The organism is Micromonospora sp. NPDC048898 (assembly GCF_043198035.1).
Classification (GTDB): Bacteria; Actinomycetota; Actinomycetes; order Mycobacteriales; family Micromonosporaceae; genus Micromonospora.
Genome location: NZ_JBICUF010000012.1, coordinates 104,309 through 122,506, shown reverse-complemented (window position 1 = coordinate 122,506; position 18,198 = coordinate 104,309). Strand labels below are relative to the sequence as shown.

Sequence of the window (18,198 nt, the reverse complement as noted above, 5' to 3'; positions counted from 1 at the left end):
GTCGCCGGCGGTGGTGGCGCTGCTCGCAACGTAGGTAGCGGGCCGGCACAGTATGGGCAGCGGCTACCGATGTCACCGCGGGCGTCGGGGGCCAGGGTGGGCGTATGGCCTTTTCGCCGTCGTTCGCCCTCACCCGGGCCGAGGACCAACTCGTGTTGCAGGTGTCGGTCAGCAACCTGCAGCCGCAGCTGCGCCCCGGCCCACCGACCGGATACGACCTGACGCTGGTTGCCGGCGCCGCACAGGGGCACCTGTGGGTGCGGTTCCCCCCGCAGCAACTCCTGGAGAACGCCGCCCGGGGCGCCAGCCCGCGACTGGTGCAGACCAAGCCGATCTTCACACCTCCCAGCGACGTGGTGCTCGTGGTGCGCCCGTCGGACGGCCCGATCGACCTGTCCGTCGCCGGTGTCCTGGCCGCGATCTCCCGGCTGGAGATCGTCCCCGGTGAACAGGGCGGCGCGGTCGACCCGCTCGACGCCCGGCCACCCCGCCCGGCCACCTCGGCGTACCACCTGGTCGCGGCCGCGATGGCCGCGCAGGTCGGCCGGCCCGTGGACCCGGCCGCGGCGGAGGACCGGCGCCAGGACCGCGTGGCGCGCCGGGCCGCCGTCAGCCCACCACGATCCGGCGGTACGTCCAGCGCCCGCGCCGCCGACGCCGCGCTGGTGCCCGCCCCGCCGCCGGGCTTTCCGCAGGCGTCCCAGTTCCGCCTGCCCTACCTGCTCAACCTTCAGTCTCCCGGTGGCCACGTCCGGCTGCGGCACGCCGCCGCAGCCCGGGTGAACGCCGGCCGCACCGCCCTGTGGAGCACCCGGCTGGAAGTCACCTCGGCGGACTTCTCGGCCAGCGCCGAAGTGCCACTGGCGGCGCGCTTCACCCACACCCCGCAGAGCGGTGCGCCGCAGCCGGGGTGGGCCGACGACGTCGACGACGCGCGGCTCAAGAACACCCTCCGGGCCGACCTGTGCGTCGAGATCTCCGAGCAGTCACGCACCGTCGCGCCGGCCACCGTGCGGCGGCTCGCACTGAGCAGCCTCGGCGGCTGGCTCAGCGTGCGGGGTGACTGGCCCGACCCGCCGCCGGGCTCCACGCCCGAGCAGATCGCCGCCACCGTGGCGCAGTGGCGCCACGACACGTCGATGGGCCGCGACCAGGCGCAACGGATCGTCGTGGTGGGCCGGCTCTACCCGTTCGGCCACCGGGCGATCTTCACCGAGGAGACGGTTCGGCGCTTCGAGAGCGGCAACACCCGGGTGGCCGCGCTGCGCACCGCGGCGACCATCCTGGTCACCGATCCGCAGATGCCGTTCGTGTCGCCCGCCACGTCGGTTGGCGACGTCGGCGGCGACGCTCATCGGCGCTGGCCGTTCACCCGCGTCGACGTCGTCACCACGGTGACCCCGCCGCTGGAGGCCGTCCAGCCGCCCGGTGGGATGACCGGCTCACGGGTGCTGCGGCTGGACGCCGCCACACCATTCGCCTACCAGCTGATCGGCTACGACCACGAGGGCAACCCGGTGCCGTTCGCGCTGCCGCTGCTCTTCGTGCCCAACACCGCCTCCGATGCGCAGGCCCGCGCCTTGTGGGACACCCTCGGCGGCGGAGTACAGGTGCCCGACAACGTCTTCCGGACCATCCAGGCCGGTGGGCAGCCGCTGGCGGTCGCCCCGATGCCGGAGCCCGGATCAGCAGCGACCCGGTCGGCGACCGACCTGGAGGTGCCCACCCCGGAGCAGGCCACGACGGTGCTCGCCCGCAAGGTCGACCTGGTGCTGGACGCCGCCACCGGGCTGCCGGTCGCCCAACAGATCATCGGGCGCGTCGCCGCGCTGGACCGCTACGCGCCCGGGGCGAAAGAGGCGGTGTTGCAGTACGCCGCGCCGTACACCCAGGCGCTCTTCGACGGGGCGAACGCCCAGGGACAGGTCTTCCTGAAGCTGGTCGGCGAATCGCCGGCGGTCGGCCTGGCGCAGCAGGCCACCGGCGGGCTGGCCGCCCTCGGCCTGAGCACCTCGGCGATCTCCCGGCAGTTCGGGGCGCTGGCGGGTGCGGACCTGACCACCCTGGCCGCCGGGGCGGTGGACCTGTCGTTCCTCAAGGACGCCGACAAGCTGCTGGGTCTGGCCAGGATCAAGGATCTGCTGCCCACCGACGAGGGCATCGTCCGGGAGCTGGGCAAGGCCTACAAGATGGTCAGCGACCTGGTCGACGGCGTCGCCTCGCAGGTGTTGACCTGGGACACCAAGCTCTTCGGCGACAAGCCGCAGGCCCGCTTCCACCAGGGCTTCGTGGTGTTGCGGCCACTGCGGGTAAACCCCGGTGACGCCAACCAGGCCAACCTGCGGATCACCCAGACCACCGAGGTGGACACCGCCCGGCTGGAGACCCGGTCCACAAGCGAGTGCCTGGTCGAGCAGGTGGAGTTGCAGATCCACTCCACCACCACGCCCGCCTTCGACACCGTGCCGCTGCTCAGCGTGCCGATCAGGAGCATCCGGTTCACCAGCAGGGACGCCGGCAAGCCCGACGTCGACATCAAGCTGGGTGCGCTGCGCTACGGCCAGGTGCTCGCCTTCATCGCCACCCTGGCCGAGTTGGTCGACCAGGAGGGCTTCTCCGACCCGCCGGCGCTGACCGTGACCCCGACCGGGGTGCGGTCCGGCTTCAGCTTCCCGGTGCCGTCGCTGGCGATCGGCGTCTTCGCGCTGGAGAACATCGCCATCACCGCCGGCGCGGAACTGAACTTCACAGGCGACCCGTACCCGCTCTCCTTCGATCTTGGCTTCTCCACCCCGGACAACCCGTTCCGGCTGACGATCGCCGCGCTCGGCGGGGGTGGGCACCTCGCCATCGGCGTGGCCACCACCGGTTTGATCAAGCTGGTCGGTGCCCTGGAGTTCGGCGCCTCGCTCTCGGTCGACCTGTTCGTGGCGCGCGGGTCGGTGGAGGCGATGGGCGGTGTGCTCTTCGACATCGACGCCAGCTTGGACATCGCCCGAATCGGCGGCTACTTCCGCATCCGCGGGGAGGTCGAGGTCCTGAGCATCATCAGCGTCTCGATCACCCTGACGCTCACCCTCGACTACGACCTCGACTCCAACGAGCTGTTCGGCTACGCCGAGATCGCCGTGGAGATCAAGGTGTTGTTCTTCAGCGAGTCGGTGGTGGTGCCCATGGAGCGCCGTTTCGCCGGCCCCAGCGCCGATCCGACCTTCGCCCAGCTGATGGCGCCGACCGGGCGGCCCGGTCCGCGCCCGTGGGACACCTACTGCGCCGCGTTCGCACAGGAGTAGACGATGACGTACAGCGTGCTCTGGACTGTTCTGCCGGCCGGCTTCGCCGACGGCAGGGCGCAGCTCAGCCTGGTCGCCGCCCCGCGCGGCCAGGGCATCACCACGATCGGCGGTACGCCGCTGGCGAACTGGCCGGCGGTGGTCAACGCCCTCGGGCCGCTCTTCCTGGCCGACACCGGTGGCGGTGAGCCGCAGCCGCTGACCCGGCGCGGCGGCCCGGCGTCGTCGCCGCTGTGGACTGCGCTCTTCGGCCCGGCCACCCGGGTACTCACCAAGGCCGGCGGGCGCCGTGCGTTGGGAGCCGCCCGACCGGGGCCCGCCTTCGCCGCCACCGCGACGGCTCTGGAGCAGATGTACGGCAGCGTCAACGACACCAACCCCACCGGCTCGCTGGGCGCCGACCATGTCGTGCGACGGGCGATCGCCGCACTCGCCACGGTGGACAGCGACCCCCGGGTGGCTCGGGCGATGGGCCGGGAGGCCGGCGCCGCCCTGCTCGCCCCGGCGGCGACGTCGAGCGCGGCGCTGGCCACCGCGGTGCGGCGGCTGCGCGAGGAGGGCCACGAGGATCTGGCGATGGCGCTGCCGATCGCCGCCTACGCCCGGTGGCTACGCCGCGCGGGCGGCCCCCGCCGGGCACCCGGCCCGGACGGGCGGGCCGCCGGTGGGCCGCTGACCGGGGTCAACTCGGTCGCCCAGGCCGACTTCCACCAGGTCTGCACCCTGCTGATGGCGCACCCCGCACTCTCCGTACCCCTGGGTCTCCGCGTTGATCTTGAGATGGCGCCGTTCGACGGCGCGCGCACCGTCCGGGTGGTGGACGCGGCCGGTCAGCCGCTGAACGGCCCGGTGCCCCGCTCCCAGCCGTTCAGCGCGATGGTCAGCGACCTGTCCGCGCGCCGGTTCACCATGGCCACCGAGCCGGACGCCCGCGCCGAAATCGTCGGCGGGGTGCTCAACCTGCGCAACCCAGCCACCACCTACGTGTTGACAAGTGTGGATGTGGCCAGCCTGAGCGGTCAGTTGGCGGCGGCGTCGACCGCGTCGGCGCGCTCCGGCGAGCCGCTGCCGGTCCGGCTGCCGGTGCGTCGCGACGTCGGTCTGACCCTCGGCCAGCAGGCCCGCGCCGAGGCGGTGGTCAGTCACGCCACCAGTCGCACCGACGCGATCGCCTCGGCTGGCGCGCAGGCCCCGGCGGTGCTGTTCGCCGACGACGTGACCACCGGCTACCGGCTGGACGTGGCCACCGACGGCGGGCCGTTCCGGTCGCTCATGCGTCGCCGGGTGCGCTACACGGTGGGGGAGTCGACAGTCGACGCCGACGACGAGGGCCGCACCGAAGCGGTGGTCGCCGCACAGCAGGATGACGAGTTCGGCGTCACCCGGCTCGTCGTCGGCGAGGAGATCGCCGGGTGGGACGGCTGGGGCCTGTCGGTCGGCAAACCGGGGCCGAAGGTGGGCGGCGACGGCCGTAACAGCCCGGAGGTGGAGGAGATCGACAGCGTCCTCGCGCCCGGCTATCCGCTGCGCGCGGAGATCACCACCGCGCCGGGCACGCTACCGAGGCTGCGCTACGGACGCAGCTACCAGCTCCGGGCCCGGGCGGTGGACATCGCCGGCACCGCGATCGACCCGGACGTCTGCGACCCCACCCAGGTGCTGCCCGCGGTGCGCTACCTCCGCCACGAGGCGGCCGGCTCGCCCACCCTGGTGCCGACCAGGCGCTTCACCGAGGGCGAGTCGCTGCTGCGGCTGGTGGTGCGCAGCGACGGCCAGGGCACCCTGCTGGGCACCTGCGAGCGGCACGTCGCCGCACCGGACAGCCCGCAGATGCTGGCCGAGCGGCACGGCATGTTCGACGCGGCCTTCGGGCCGCAGGCCACCCCGGCGGTCCGTGAGCGGATGTTCGCCGTCGCCCGCCGGGAGGAGGGCTCGTTCCTCGACCCGATGGTGCCCGGCCCGAACGGTGCGATGGTGCCCCAACCGGGCCTGCAGCTGGTCACCAGCGACCCGACCAGGCCGGTCAAGGGCACTCTGCCGGTGCCGCGTGGTCGGGCGCTGCCCAACGGCGCCTACGTGGTGATCGACGCGCCGGCCGCCCTGCTGCCCTACCTGCCGGACCCGGCCGTCGCGGGCGTGGCCATCGGCGGTGTGCCGGGTGCGTCGCCGGTGGTGAGCATGGAGTACGGGGGCAGCTGGCCGGATCTGCCGCCGGCGAAGCTGGTGGTCCGCCCCATGTCGGCCGGCTCCAGCATGGTGCAGGTCTCGGTGAAGCAGTCCGATGGCCGATCCGTGCTGATCATCGAGGTTCCTCCCGGCGTGGAGCAGACCTTCGAGCTGTCCAGCACGCTGCACCCCGACCGGCTGGACCACCTCGCCACCGGTGCCGCCGACCCGCAGGACGTCCTCGACGGTCAGGTGCTGGGCCTGTCCTCCCGGCAACCGGTCACCGTGGTGCACGCGGTGCAGAAGCCACTTGTGGCGCCGGCCCTGACCGGGCCGCCCACGGTCACCGCGGCCGGCCTGACCGGGCAGGTCACCGTCACCGCACAGGTGCAGGCGCACCGCCCGACCACCGGCCGGGTGCACCTGGCGGCGTCCTGGCTCGAAGCGGTGGACGCCGGCACCGGCAGCGTCGACCCGCAGCCGCGCACCGCCACACTCGCCCCGGTCGACCTGGAACGCACCGGTGGACCGGCGACGCTGACCGCGTCGCAGTTCTTCGGTGACACCCGGCACCGGGCGGTCACCTACCGACCGGTCGGGTCCACCCGGTTCCGGGAGTACTTCCCTCCCGTGCCGGACGGTGACCAGAGCCAACTGCGCGAGGGCACCGAGATGCTGGTGCACGTGCCCAACCGGGCCGTGCCGCCACCACCGGACGTGCACTCGGTGGTGCCGTCGTTCCGCTTCAGCAGGGGCATGGAGTTCGGCGAGTGGACCAGCACCCGGGAGACGATGGGTGTGCGGGTGTGGCTCAACCGCCGCTGGAACCGCACCGGCGAGGGCGAACTGCTCGGCGTGGTGCTCTTCGCCAACCCGGCCGACGGTGACGCCGAGGAGGGCCGGGCGCTGTCCGGCCTGGTCACCCGCTGGGGCAGCGACCCGATCGAGGAGATCGGCCTCGGCGACCAGGAGCACCTCGTCGCCGGCGACTTCGACACCCCGGGTCAGGTCACGAGCACCGTCACGCTGCTGGACCCGGCCGCGGGCGGCCGGCAGGTCACCGTCATCGGGCACCCGGTGCACTTCGACGCCGAGCGGGACCTGTGGTTCGCCGACATCGACGTGGACGTCGACCTCGCGGTGTGGCCGTTCCTGCGGCTGGGGCTGGTGCGCTTCCAGCCGCACTCACTGCCCGGCCGCGCGGTGTCCCGGGTGGTCACCACCGACCTGGTCCAGCTACCCCCGCACCGACAGATCAAGGTGAAGAAGTTCGGGACCACCGGAGTGCGGGTCAACGTCTTCGGCAAACCCGCCACCGCCAGCGAGTTCACGATGCGGCACGAGCGCCGGATGCCCGACCCCTTCCTGGCCAGCTCCGACATCGGCTCCGACATCGGCGTCCGGGCACAGGAGGGCGCCACCGGCACGCCCGGTGACGGCTGGCGGGTCACCGCCCTGCCCGCACCGGCCGGTGGCATCGCCGCGATGCGCCTGGAGTGGTTGGCCGCCGAGGCGCCACCGGATCAGCTCATGCGCGAGCTGCGCGCCGGCCGGGTCGTGGTGCAGGAGCGCCAGCGCGGCTGGGCGGTCACCGGTCCGGGCGAGGCCCTCCGGACGGTCTACACCGAGGTCTTCGACCGCGCGGTGATCGACCCCAACCCGCCGGCCACCACCGCCGCGACCGAGGAGAGCTGAGCACCGTGGACGTTTTCCGACTGCACATCCGTGACGAGGTTCGCATCGATCAGGCGCTCGTCGACGGTCTGCCGCAATCGACCATCGTCGGTGGTCGGCCACTGACCTTCATCGGCCGCCGGGTGGTGCTGCTCGGCGCGGTGATCCGCGGCTCTCGCGATGTCGTCATCGTCGGTGACGAGGTGGTCGGCGGCGGCCCGGCCGGTACGCCCTCCCTGGCTCTGGAGGTGCCCGGCACCCCGGCGCAGGGCGAGGAGGGCCTCGCCGGCCGCCAACTGGTGATCCACGCCCGCAGGTTGACGGACGTCTCCGCCACCAGCACCGGGCAGCGGGGCGGCAAGGGTGCGACAGGCGACCCCGGCCCACCGGTCAACGACCCGAACATCTCGCGGACCACGGCGCTGCCGCCGCTGCCGCCACCGCCCCCGCCGCCGACCGGCGGAAATCCCGGTCTGCGCGGTCACCCGGGCGGCCCCGGCGGGGCCGGAGGCCCGGTGCACGTCTACTTCGTCGAGGCCTCCGGCACCAACACCTTCACCGGCGTCGGCGGCCAGGGTGGCACGGGCGGTGATGGTGGACCAGGCGGGCCAGGCATTCCGAACGAACCGGAGAACCAGGGCCCGCAGGGGCCGCCGGGGGAGCCGGGGGTGCCGGGCCCCGCCCGCGCCGCCGAGGTGCTGGCCCGCACCCCCGAGCAGTACGACGAGGAGCTACGCCCGCTGCTCTCCGGCCGCGGTGGCGACCGCTGGGCCGAACAGCGCGGCAAGCAGGCGTGGTACGAGTTCCGCTCCGGCAACCTGGTGGAGGCCGAACGGGAGTACGCCGCCGTCGAGTGGCTTCGCCCGGGCACCATGGCAGCACAGTTGCGCGCCCTCATGGCCGATCACCGCACCGAGATCGGCGTGGAGCGCGACCTGGAGCTGGACCTGGTGCCGGCTGTCGACTTCTACGCCGGGCAGTGGCGCACGGCGGCGGACACCCTCCGGGCCGCGCTGTTCGCGCCCGAAGACGGCCCGCTGCTGCTCGCCGGCGACCACCAACGGCTGCTGCGGGCCCGGGAGGCGATCCGCACCCAGTTGACCGCGCTGCTGGGCGAGCAGGGGCCGCTGGAGGAGACCATCGGGGAGAGCGCCCGGCGCCGACGGGCAGCCGCCGAGCAGGCCCAGCAGGCCTCCGGGCAGCTGATCGGCCACAGTGTGCAGCGCATCCAGGAACGGCTCGGCGACCTGACCGCCGCCGAGGCGCTGATCTCGTACGGCTCCGGCGCTATCTCCGGGTCCGACCTGGTCACGACGATCGCCCAGGTGCTCGGCGCGCCCGACCCCACCCAGCCACCGGGCGCTGCGGGGCTGCTGTTACCGGCGGACACCAACCTGCTTGTCGACGCCGGCACCGCGGCCGGCGGCCCCTACCTCGCCGGGCGGCCCGCCACCACCGAGCTGGCCGCGGCCGGTGTGGGCCTGGCCGCGCACGGTCAGTGGGCCCAGCTCGGCACCCCCGGCTCCGGGCGGGTCGTGCACCTGCGCCGGGTCGCCGCCGACCTGCGCGCAGCCCAGGGTGACGGGCCCCTGCGGGACCTGCTGATCGAGCTGACCGAGGCCTGCCACAGCTGGCGGTTGGCGACGCTGCGGCTGCGGCAGATCGCCGGCACGACGGCGGCCATCGACGACCTGAAACGGCGCGCCCGGGAGGCGATCCGGGACCTGGACTCGGTGGACACCGACGACCGGCCGGCCAAGTCGCCGGTGTCCCGACTGCTGCGCGGCCTGCTCTGCCTCTTCGACGCACTGGACCACTGGAGCCAGCGGGCCCAGCGGGCGTTGAAGCTCTACATCCTGGACCGGGGCAACCCGGGCAGCATCTCGGGACAGACCGCGGCACTGGCCTACCCGGACCTGGATCTGGACCTGGACGAGAAGCTCACGCCCGAATTCCCGGTGGGCACCTACGACCTGATGATGAACGCCATCTTCACCCGGGACCCGGTGGCCGAGCGCGACCGGCACCGGGCCAAGGGGCGGTCACTGGTGGTCCAGGATGGCACCCAGGTCATCCACAACGCGTTCTCCGTCGGCGTGCACACCGCCGCGATCAACCGGTTCGTCAACGCCAAGTCGCTGTGGTTCGACCTGCCGCTGGCCGAACTGCCGCCCGGGCTGGCCGAGATGAAGGTGGTCGGGGTCACCGTCAACCTGCGGGGGATGGCCGGCAACGACAACAGCCTGCCGATGACGATCACGCATGCCGGCTTCTCCCAACAGCGCGACCTTGCTCTCGGCGTGCACGACCTGACCGGTCCACCGGCCACCCAGGAGCTGGTGTTGCGCTTCGACCCGGCCACCCAGGTGTGGACCGGCGACACGGCCGCCGTCGCCGGTCAGGAGCACCTGTTCAGCCTGTACGGGCGTGGCCTCACCGGTGGCTGGACGCTGGCCTACGACTCGGTGACCGTCCCGTTCACCGGTCTGCACCAGGTCGACGTCAACATCCAGTACGAGGCGCTGGAGTCCCTCGACTCGGTGTCGCTCAGGCGGGTGGAGCACGCCCGTACCGGGCTCTTCGTCGGGTCCCGGGCAACCGGCCGGGTGCTGCTCACCGGCCCGGCACCGGCCGGCGGCAAGCGGGTCACCCTGCACAGCGACCGCCCCGATCTGGTCCGCGTCCCCAGTGGAGTGGACGTCGTCGCGGGAGCGTCCACGGCCGACTTCGCGATCGACGTGCTGGCGCCCACCGGTCCGCTGCCGATCGACATCTCGGCCAGCATGGCCGGCGTCCGGCGTGCGGCGATCGTGTACGTACCGCCACCGGTGCCGGCGGCGCCACTGGTGACGACGGTGCCCCTGGGTGGACCGGGCGCCGTCGCGGCGGTGGCGGTGGCCCGCGACGGTGCCGGCGGCCGGGTCTTCGCCACCCACTCACCTTCCGACCGGCCCGACGACGACGGCACCCTGACCAGCTGGGACCTGGCACTGACCCAGGCACGGACGGCCGCCGTGGGTCACGGGCCGCGCGCGCTCACCATCCAGCCGCAGGGCACCCACGGATTCGTGGTCAACGGCGGCCACCACGACTTCGCCGTGCAGCGCTTCGAGGTGACCGACGGCCTGCCACAACCCGGGATCAGTAAGCAGCTCGGGCTGGGCGTGGTCGACGTGGCGCTCGACGCGGCCGCCCAGCGGCTCTACGTGGTGCACCAGGGCGGTGCGCCGCCGGTGGGGGTCGACATGCACGTGCGGGTGCTCGCCCCGACCGACCTCAGTGAACTCGACGTGGTGGGTGACGAGGACGGCTTCGCCGGGATCATCGCCGCCGCGGTGGACAGCACCGCGGCACGCGTCTACGTCGCCCGGACCTACCGTGCCGGCGTACCGCAGACGGCGGCCATCTCGGTGATCACCCGGCGCGCGGACGGCCGGCACGCGATCACCGGCACGATCGACCTGGAGGATGTGCTGCTACAGCCGGTCGACGTGGCGGTCGACGTACCGGCCGGGTTGGTCTTCGTGTCCTGTCTCGGCGGCAGCACCACCCACCCCGCGGTCGTGGTGCTCGACCAGGGCGACTTTCCCACCGACGGCGGCACCCGACCGGTGCCGGCCGGCGCGGTGCTGCCGGTGCCCGGCGGTGGTCGGGCGGTGGCCACCCGACCGGGGACCGGCATCGGCTACGTCGCGACCTCGGCCGGTCTGCTGATGGTGGACGGCCGCTCCCGGGCCCTGCGGGTGGCGGTCAAGCTGGGCAACGCGCCGTGCTCGGTGGCGGTCGACCCGGTCACCGGCGTGGCCTACGTCGGTGACTTCGTCGCCGGCACCCTGAGCCGGGTGCTCACGCCGGCCGACGTGGCGCCTCGGGCGTGGCGCTAGCCGGGCCGATGCCCCGGGCGCGGGCGGCAGCCGCGGCCTCCTGCCGGGTGCGCACCCCCAGCTTGTCGAAGATCGCCGCGACGTGATGGTCCACGGTGCGCACCGACAGCACCAGGTCGGCAGCGATCTCGGCGTTGGTCCTCCCGGCGCTGAGCTGGCCGAGCACCAGCAGTTGCCGCTCGGTGAGGTGGGCCGGGTTGGCCCGGGTGCCGCGGCGCGCGCCCCGCGGGACCCGGGCACCCCGACCGCGCAGCCGGCCCCGGACCAGGTCGGCCGCCGCCACCGCGCCGAGCCCGTCGAGCATCCGCAGACCCTCGGCCACCGTGGCGGCGTCCGGGGATTCGGCCAGCTCCAGAGCCTGCTCGTACGGGTCGCCGTGGGTCGCCCACCGCGCCGCCGCGGTGGCCCAGTCACCACGGGCACCTGCCGCGTACGCCTGGGTCACCACCAGATCGGACGCCTGCGTGCCCACCAGATCGGACGCCTGCGTGCCCGCCGCATCGGTCACCGGGCTGCCGACCGGGTCGACAGTGACGCCCAGGCGGACCAGGTAGCGCACCGCCTCGGCCCGGAACGGCGCGGCACCCGGGTGCGCGAGGCGGGGCAGCAACTCGGCGGCGACCTCCTCCGCGCGCTGACGGTCGTCGGTGAGCCAGGCCCACTCCAGGTAGGCGAGGCCGGCGTACGCCGTGCCCAGCAACAGTCGGCCGCGACGGGCCCGATCCCACGCCTGCGCCAGCAGCGGCGCGGCGGCCGGGTCACCCCGGCGGGCGCGTAGCCGGGCGTACCAGGGGACGCTGTAGACGTACAGCATGTCCGGGTGGTTCTGGCGCTGCGCCAGCGCGCGCAGCCCCGGCTCGGCCTGGTCCCAGCCGCCGCGGCGCAGCTCGACGAGCAGGTCGTGCACCCGCATGTTGTAGGCGTGCGACCAGAAGCCGTGCTCCTCGGCGAAGGCCAGCCCGGCGCGCACGCACCCGGCCGCCTCGGCCAGGGCGCCCATCCGGAAGAGCATCTCGCCGAGGTTGGTGTAGCCGCGCGCGACATACTCCAGCAGGCCGTCCTCGCGGGCCGTGTCCACGCTCTGGCGCAGCATGGCCAGCCCACCGGCGTCACCCACCTCGATCCGCGCGATGCCGAGATAGTTGAGGCACAGGGTGTCCAGGTCGCTGCGGCCGGCCTGACCGGCCCGCTTGCGGGCCGACTCCAGGGCGGTGACCGCCCGCGTGAAGTCGTCGGTCAACGCCAGGATGGCGCCCTGATAGAGCAGCGCGTGTGCCGCCGCCGCGTCGTCGGCCCGGTTGTCGAGGATCCGCACGGCCTCGCCCGCGGTCCGCTCGGCGGCGTCGGTCTCGCCGGCCATGAACTGGTGTCGGGAGACGCGGATCAGGCAGCGCCCCCGGGCCGGCTCGTCGCCGAGCGCGGCGTACTCCCGGGCGGCCTGCTCGCCGACCCGCACCGCCTCGTGGAACCGGTGCGCGTTGTAGAGCTCCCAGCCGTACTCGTCCAACAGCGCGGCGCTCTCCGCGCCGCCCAACCGGTCGCGGTAGGGCAGCACCGACTCGAGGAGCACCAGTGCCTGCCGGTGCGAACCCGCCGCCGCCGCGGCTCGCGCCGCGCTCGGGCCGACCGCGACCACTGTCGCCGGATCGTCCCCGGCGACCGCGTGGTGCACCAGGCGTCCCCGGTCCGGCGACGACTCAGCCCGCAGCGCCGCCAGCACCCGGCGGTGCAGCAGGCGCCGACGCAGCTCAGGCAGGTCGGCCTCGATCGCCCGTCGGGCCAGCTCGTGTCGGAAGGCCAGACCGTCCGGCCGTACCTCGATCACCCCGTTCTGCTCCGCCTCGGCCAGCGCGGCCAGCGCCTGCGGCCCGAGCAGGACGGCGGCCAGGTCCACCCCGACCGCCCGCGGGACCACGCTGAGCTGCGCCAACGCCTCCTGACAAGCGGGTGCGAGGCGGCGGCACCGGGCGCGGACCGCGTCGCGCACCGCCCCCGAGGCGGCCGAGCCGTCGGACGCCAGCGACTCACTGACGAAGAACGGGTTGCCGCCGGTCAGGGCGTGCAGCGCGACGCCGTCGTGGCCGGTGCCGGCCGCCATCCGGGCCACCGCGGTCGCCGACAGTGGAGCCAGCGGGACGCGGACCACCGGCACCGTGGTCAACGATCCCAGCAGGCGGTGGACGGGGTGCGCATCGTCCACGTCGTCCCGCATGGTCAGCAGCAGAACCGCCGGCAGCGGCCCGATCCGCCGGGCGGTGTAGATCAACACGTCGATTGTCGCCTCATCCGCCCAGTGGATGTCCTCCACCACCAGGAGCGTCGCGGGGGCGCCGCGCAGCTCGGCCAGAATCGCGGGCAGCACCGCCACCAACGGGTACGTGGCCGCGCCGCTCGGCGCGGCCGGTAGGTGCGGCGCGGCCAGGGCGGCCGCCAGCGGTCCCCCGTGATTCGCCACCGCCTCGCGCAACGGCGCCAGGGGAGCGGGGGCGATCAGATCGTCGCAGCCGCCGGAGAGTGCCCGCACCGCCGGATCGACCTCGGCGAGCAGTTGGCGCACGACGCTGGTCTTGCCGATCCCCGCCTCACCGGTGAGCAGGGCCACCGAGCCGGCGCCGCCCAGCGCGGCGTCGACGGCGGCCCGCAGTGTGGTCAGCGCGGACCGGCGCTCGAGGAGCTTGGCGGGCATTCCTCGATGGTGCCACCCGCACCGGGGGCGAGTCCGGTTGAGACGGCTTGCTGACCGTGCTGTCCGACGCCGGTGCCCTCGAGCCGGACGCGCCGACGCCGACGCAATCAGGTCGTCGAACCTGCAGCCGAAGCGTGAGCAATTTCGCCCGAGCAAGTGGTAGCCGCAAACAGCTGGGTGAAATGCCGGTAAGACGCGGGAAGCGCCAGATCTGGACCTGGTGGATCGAGATGACACACACCTGGGTATGAAGTGGAGGTTTACGATTCGACTGTGTCCGAAGACACCAGACAGAGCTTCACCGTGGAGCCGGCGCGGCGGCGGTTTGTCGTCTGTGGGGGCGGTGCGGTGGCTCGCCGTCTGGTCCTCGAACTGGCAGACCGCTACGGTGTCGCGGTCACCGTGGTCCTACCGTCGTCGAGCGACCACCACGTACCCGACCTTGCCGACCTCGCCTCGGAATTCAGCGTGGCGGAGGGGCAGCCGGAGATCATCATCGCCCGCCGTCTGACCGGGGAGGTGCTCGATCAGGCTGGCGTCCGGGAGGCCGCGGCCGTGGCGTTCGTCGGTGTCGACGACGTGACGAATGTGGATGCTGCCATGATCACCAGGGAGTTGGCTCCCGACGTTCGGATCGTGGTCAGACTGTTCAACCCGGTGCTCGGCGAGGGCGTTGCCACGATGCTCGGGGACTGCGCCGTGCTCTCGGGATCCGAGATCGCCGCACCGGCGTTCGTCGCCGCCACGCTCGGGGACGCGACGCCGACGTACCTGCGGCTGCCCGACGGTGAGCTCCTGCGTAGCGCGATGCGCGGTGCCGTCGACCTGGCCGGTGCGGATGTGGTTTGCGGCCTGGCCGACACGACCGGCACCGAGCCGGTCGTCCTTCCAGCGGACCAGGACTCGGCGGACCTGGTGCTCGTCCGCGCCTACGGACAGCCCCGCATGGACCCGCCGCGTCGAAGACCGCGCCTGCTTCGGGCCCTCGGCCTGGTGTTCAGCCGCAATCTGCGACTGGCGTTGGCCGGCACGGCCGCGATACTCGCCGTGGCCAGCGTCCTGCTGGCGTACACCCGTGGTGTGAACCTCGGGGAGGCCTCCTACCTGACACTGCTGACGGCGATGGGAGTCGCCGAGGTCGACTCCGCCGCACCGCTCGCCGAGAAGGTGGCCGCGGTGGTGCTGGTGGCCACCGGGGCGGCGCTGCTCCCCACCGTCACGGCCCTGGTGGTGGACTCACTGGTGCGAGCCCGGCTGGCGGTCGCTGCCGGCGGCATGACCGAGCCGATCGACGACCATGTCGTCCTGGTGGGGCTCGGCAACATCGGCACCAGGGTCCTGGAAGAACTGCACTCCGTCGGCATCTCCGTCGTCGCGGTCGACCGCACGGAGTCGGCACGAGGCATCGGTGTCGCCCGTGAACTGGGTCTGCCGGTGATCGTGGGTGACGCGACCCGCCCCGAGACACTGCGAGCCGCGTCCGTACACACCTGCCGGGCGCTTGTGGTGTTGACCGACGACGACGTCACCAACCTGGAGACCGCCCTGTCCGGGCGGTCCTCGCACGAGGCGCACCGAGCGCGGTCGCCAACGGTGAGGCCCCCGTTGCGGGTGGTGTTACGGCTGTTCGACGACGGCTTCGCGGAGCGTACGCAGCGCATCCTCAGCATTGACGAGTCACGGAGCGTCTCATCCTTGGCGGCGCCGGCGTTCGCTGCCGCCATGATGGGCCAGCAGGTCATCGACACCATCTCGGTCGGCCGCCGGGTGTTGCTGGTGGCCGAGTTGCCCGTTGGCGCCGGGTCCGCACTCGAGGGACGGTACTGCCACGACGTCAACCAGCCGGGCGCGGTGTGGGTGATCGCGGTGCGGACCGGTCGGACGGGACAGACCATCTGGTCGTTGCCGCAACGTCGTCCACTGGTCCGCACCGACCGGTTGATCGTGCTGGCCACCCGAGCCGGTCTCGCCGCGCTGTTGCCGCGCACCGTACCCAGCCCCGACGCCGAACCACTGGCCGACGTCGCGCCCTTGCGGCTGCTCGCGCCGCGCGATGGTGGGTGAACGCTCCGAGTGGCCCGATCGTCCGCGGTACGAGGCGTCCCGCAGTGTTCGCCTGACCGACGACTCGGCGTGACGTCTCAGCCAGCTCCGTCTATCCCTATATATCCATGACTGGACATCACCCACACCACTGCCAGCACGACCACGGACCCGACGACGAGGTGCCGTACGGCCAGGTCGAGGTCCCCGCGGGCTTCGGCCGACGGGCGCTCCTGGCCGGTGCCGGCGGCACGCTGATGTTGGCCGCGCTGCCGGGTGCGGCCCGGGCGGCCAACACGAGGATGGCCGGTGCCCCGACCGCGGCGGTTGGCGCCGGCCGGTCGTCCCTGATCACCCAGGGCACGACGTTGGTCCATGCGGACATGCACAACCACACGGTCATGTCGGATGGTGACGGCAGCGCCGAGGCCGCGTTCGCCTCGATGCGCGAGGCCGGACTGGACGTCGCCGCGCTGACCGATCATGCGACGCTCTTCTCCATCGACGGGCTCAGCTCGTCCGAGTGGCGGGCCACCGGTGACCTGGCCAACGCGGCCAACGACCCGGGTCGGTTCACCGCGATCCGCGGGTTCGAGTGGTCGCATCCGCTGCAGGGGCACATCAACGTCTGGAACACCTCCGACTTTGCCGACCTGTTGCGGGCCGGCAGCCCCGGCAGCCTGTACAACTGGCTCGCCGGCCGGCCCGGGGGTCTGGCGAGCTTCAACCACCCCGGTCGGGAGGCGGGCCGGTTCGACAACTTCTCCTTCAACGCCTCGGCCCGCGACCAGCTCGTGGGGTTGGAGATGTTCAACCGCACCGACGACTTCCTCTTCGAGGGCTGGTCGTCGGGTGCGACGTCACCGCTTGTGGCTTGCCTGAACGCCGGTTGGCGGCCGGCGCTGACCGGCGTCACCGACGAGCACGGCACCACCTGGGGCTTCCACGAGGGTAAGGGCCGCAGCGGCCTGTGGGTCGCCGAGAACACCCGCGCCGCGGTGTTCGAGGCGATGGCGGCCCGCCGATCCTTCGCCACGCGCGTCTCGGGGCTGCGGGTGGACGCCACGGCCAATGGCGTACGCATGGGTGGGGTACTGAACGTGACCTCCGGCGACGTTCGGTTCCTCCTCGATCTGGACCGCGGCTCAGCCTGGGACGGCAAGCCCCTGCGGATCCAGGTCCTCCGTCCCGGCACCTCGGCGCCGACAGTCGTCGACGTCATCGACACCGTCAACGGTCAGGTCACCGACTTCACCGTGCCGCTCAACGTCGGCGACGGCGACTGGGTGGTGCTGCGGATCTCCGACCCGTCCCTGGCCAACGGCACTCCCGGCCCCGCCGGTCACCCCTGTAACGACTTCGCGGTCGCCTACACCAGCCCCTGGTGGCTTCGGCCCTGACCGTCGAGGTGCCGGTCCCGGCACGGCGGGCCAGCCGCGGGTGGCTGCGTCGGTCGTCCGGGACCGGCATTCGGTGTCGGGAGGCGACGGTTTCGTGTCCATCGCCTCCTGTCTCTGCTCAGGCCGTGTTGTCGCTACGGATGTGAACGGTCCCACCGCCGCTGCGCAGTTCCTCCGTGACCTGCTTCTCGGTCAGGGCGACCAGGTGCGAGTCGATGCTCGCTTCGTCCTTGAGGCGCTGGTGCGTCCCGTGGACGAGGGCGGAGATCTCGCTCTCGTCAGCGTCCGGGAAACGTTGTTTCAGCGTCTCGACCTGGCGTTGCAGGGCGATCTCCGGGTCAACGAGACCGCCACTGGCTGCGGGTTCGGTCATCACACACCTCGCACGTCGTCTCCAGTGTCTGCACGAGTGGTGCCCCGAACATCCACTCGACACTCATTCGTTCGCGCAAAGTTCACCTGCGGACGCCGGCTTTCCCGCTCGGTCGGTGCGACGTTCAAGGAGGCGAGTCCCTTTGACGTTTGGTCAGCCCATGATCATCATCGTGGTCCTCACGCTAACGCTGTTCGGCGCGACGACGTGGACGGCGCTGCAGCAACCGCTCGCCAGTAGCCCGGAGTTCCACCACCGCCTTACCGGAGCGCTGCTGGCGCTGAGTCTGGCGGTGGCCGCCGCGCTGATCATGACCGTGCTCGTGGCCGATCCGTAACCTGACGACATTCTCACCACCGCTCGACCGCCCGCCTCATCGTCGTAACCCTGATGGCTCGGGAGACATCAGGCGACGGAACGCGGCGGAATGATCGGCGCCACGGTGCAAGTCGTCGAGACGACGAGGGATCGTCATCGCTACCTGCGGTAACTGCGGACGCGCCATTGCTTGGGGTGCGGACCTCCGGGTGGATGTCGGAGCGCTGGTTCCGGACCGCGGCGACCAGCACCACCGGGGCGGCGAGCGTCGCTCAGGAGTTTTGCTGACACGAGGGTGCCCCGACGATGCGCATCGTCGGGGCACCCGTTCAAGGGGCAACTACTTTATCGACCCGACCTC

The 18,198-nt window shown here is 72.6% G+C and carries 8 protein-coding genes; 6 read left to right on the top strand and 2 right to left on the bottom strand.

All coding sequences use genetic code 11. The features are described 5' to 3' along the window. Positions 1-104 precede the first annotated feature (104 nt). The 3 genes from ACGFIQ_RS26405 to ACGFIQ_RS26395 are packed head-to-tail and all read left to right on the top strand — an operon-like array spanning position 105 to position 11,017. Positions 105-3,293, top strand: a complete 3,189-nt coding sequence (locus tag ACGFIQ_RS26405; protein WP_393247983.1) for a hypothetical protein — start codon at positions 105-107, stop codon at positions 3,291-3,293. Between the two features lie 3 nt (positions 3,294-3,296). Further along, on the top strand, positions 3,297-7,154 hold the full coding sequence (locus ACGFIQ_RS26400) for a hypothetical protein (protein ID WP_393247981.1): 3,858 nt from the start codon (positions 3,297-3,299) through the stop codon (positions 7,152-7,154). A 5-nt stretch (positions 7,155-7,159) separates the two neighbouring features. Further along, entirely contained in the window at positions 7,160-11,017 is a 3,858-nt protein-coding gene (locus ACGFIQ_RS26395) for a hypothetical protein (RefSeq protein WP_393247979.1), read from the top strand. Here ACGFIQ_RS26395 and ACGFIQ_RS26390 read toward each other — a convergent pair. Continuing rightward, a complete protein-coding gene (locus ACGFIQ_RS26390) occupies positions 10,980-13,703 on the bottom strand; it encodes an AAA family ATPase (protein WP_393247978.1) in 2,724 nt (907 codons plus the stop codon). The two genes, ACGFIQ_RS26395 and ACGFIQ_RS26390, sit on opposite strands and share 38 nt — an antisense overlap. A 273-nt stretch (positions 13,704-13,976) precedes the next feature. On the opposite strand from ACGFIQ_RS26390, the gene ACGFIQ_RS26385 reads away from it, so the two are divergent. Beyond that, positions 13,977-15,767: an NAD-binding protein gene (locus ACGFIQ_RS26385; protein WP_393247976.1), complete on the top strand. Its 1,791-nt coding sequence runs from the start codon at positions 13,977-13,979 to the stop codon at positions 15,765-15,767. A 107-nt stretch (positions 15,768-15,874) separates the two neighbouring features. Continuing rightward, the gene (locus ACGFIQ_RS26380) at positions 15,875-17,146 is read left to right on the top strand and encodes a CehA/McbA family metallohydrolase (protein WP_393247974.1); all 1,272 of its coding nucleotides are present in this window, start codon (positions 15,875-15,877) and stop codon (positions 17,144-17,146) included. 118 nt (positions 17,147-17,264) lie between these two features. Here the strand turns inward: ACGFIQ_RS26380 and ACGFIQ_RS26375 are convergent, their stop codons facing one another. Beyond that, on the bottom strand, positions 17,265-17,519 hold the full coding sequence (locus ACGFIQ_RS26375; protein ID WP_393247972.1) for a three-helix bundle dimerization domain-containing protein: 255 nt from the start codon (positions 17,517-17,519) through the stop codon (positions 17,265-17,267). A gap of 160 nt (positions 17,520-17,679) precedes the next feature. Between ACGFIQ_RS26375 and ACGFIQ_RS26370 the strand changes: the two genes are divergently transcribed. Further along, positions 17,680-17,856: a hypothetical protein gene (locus tag ACGFIQ_RS26370; protein ID WP_393247970.1), complete on the top strand. Its 177-nt coding sequence runs from the start codon at positions 17,680-17,682 to the stop codon at positions 17,854-17,856. The last annotated feature ends 342 nt before the right edge of the window (positions 17,857-18,198 follow it).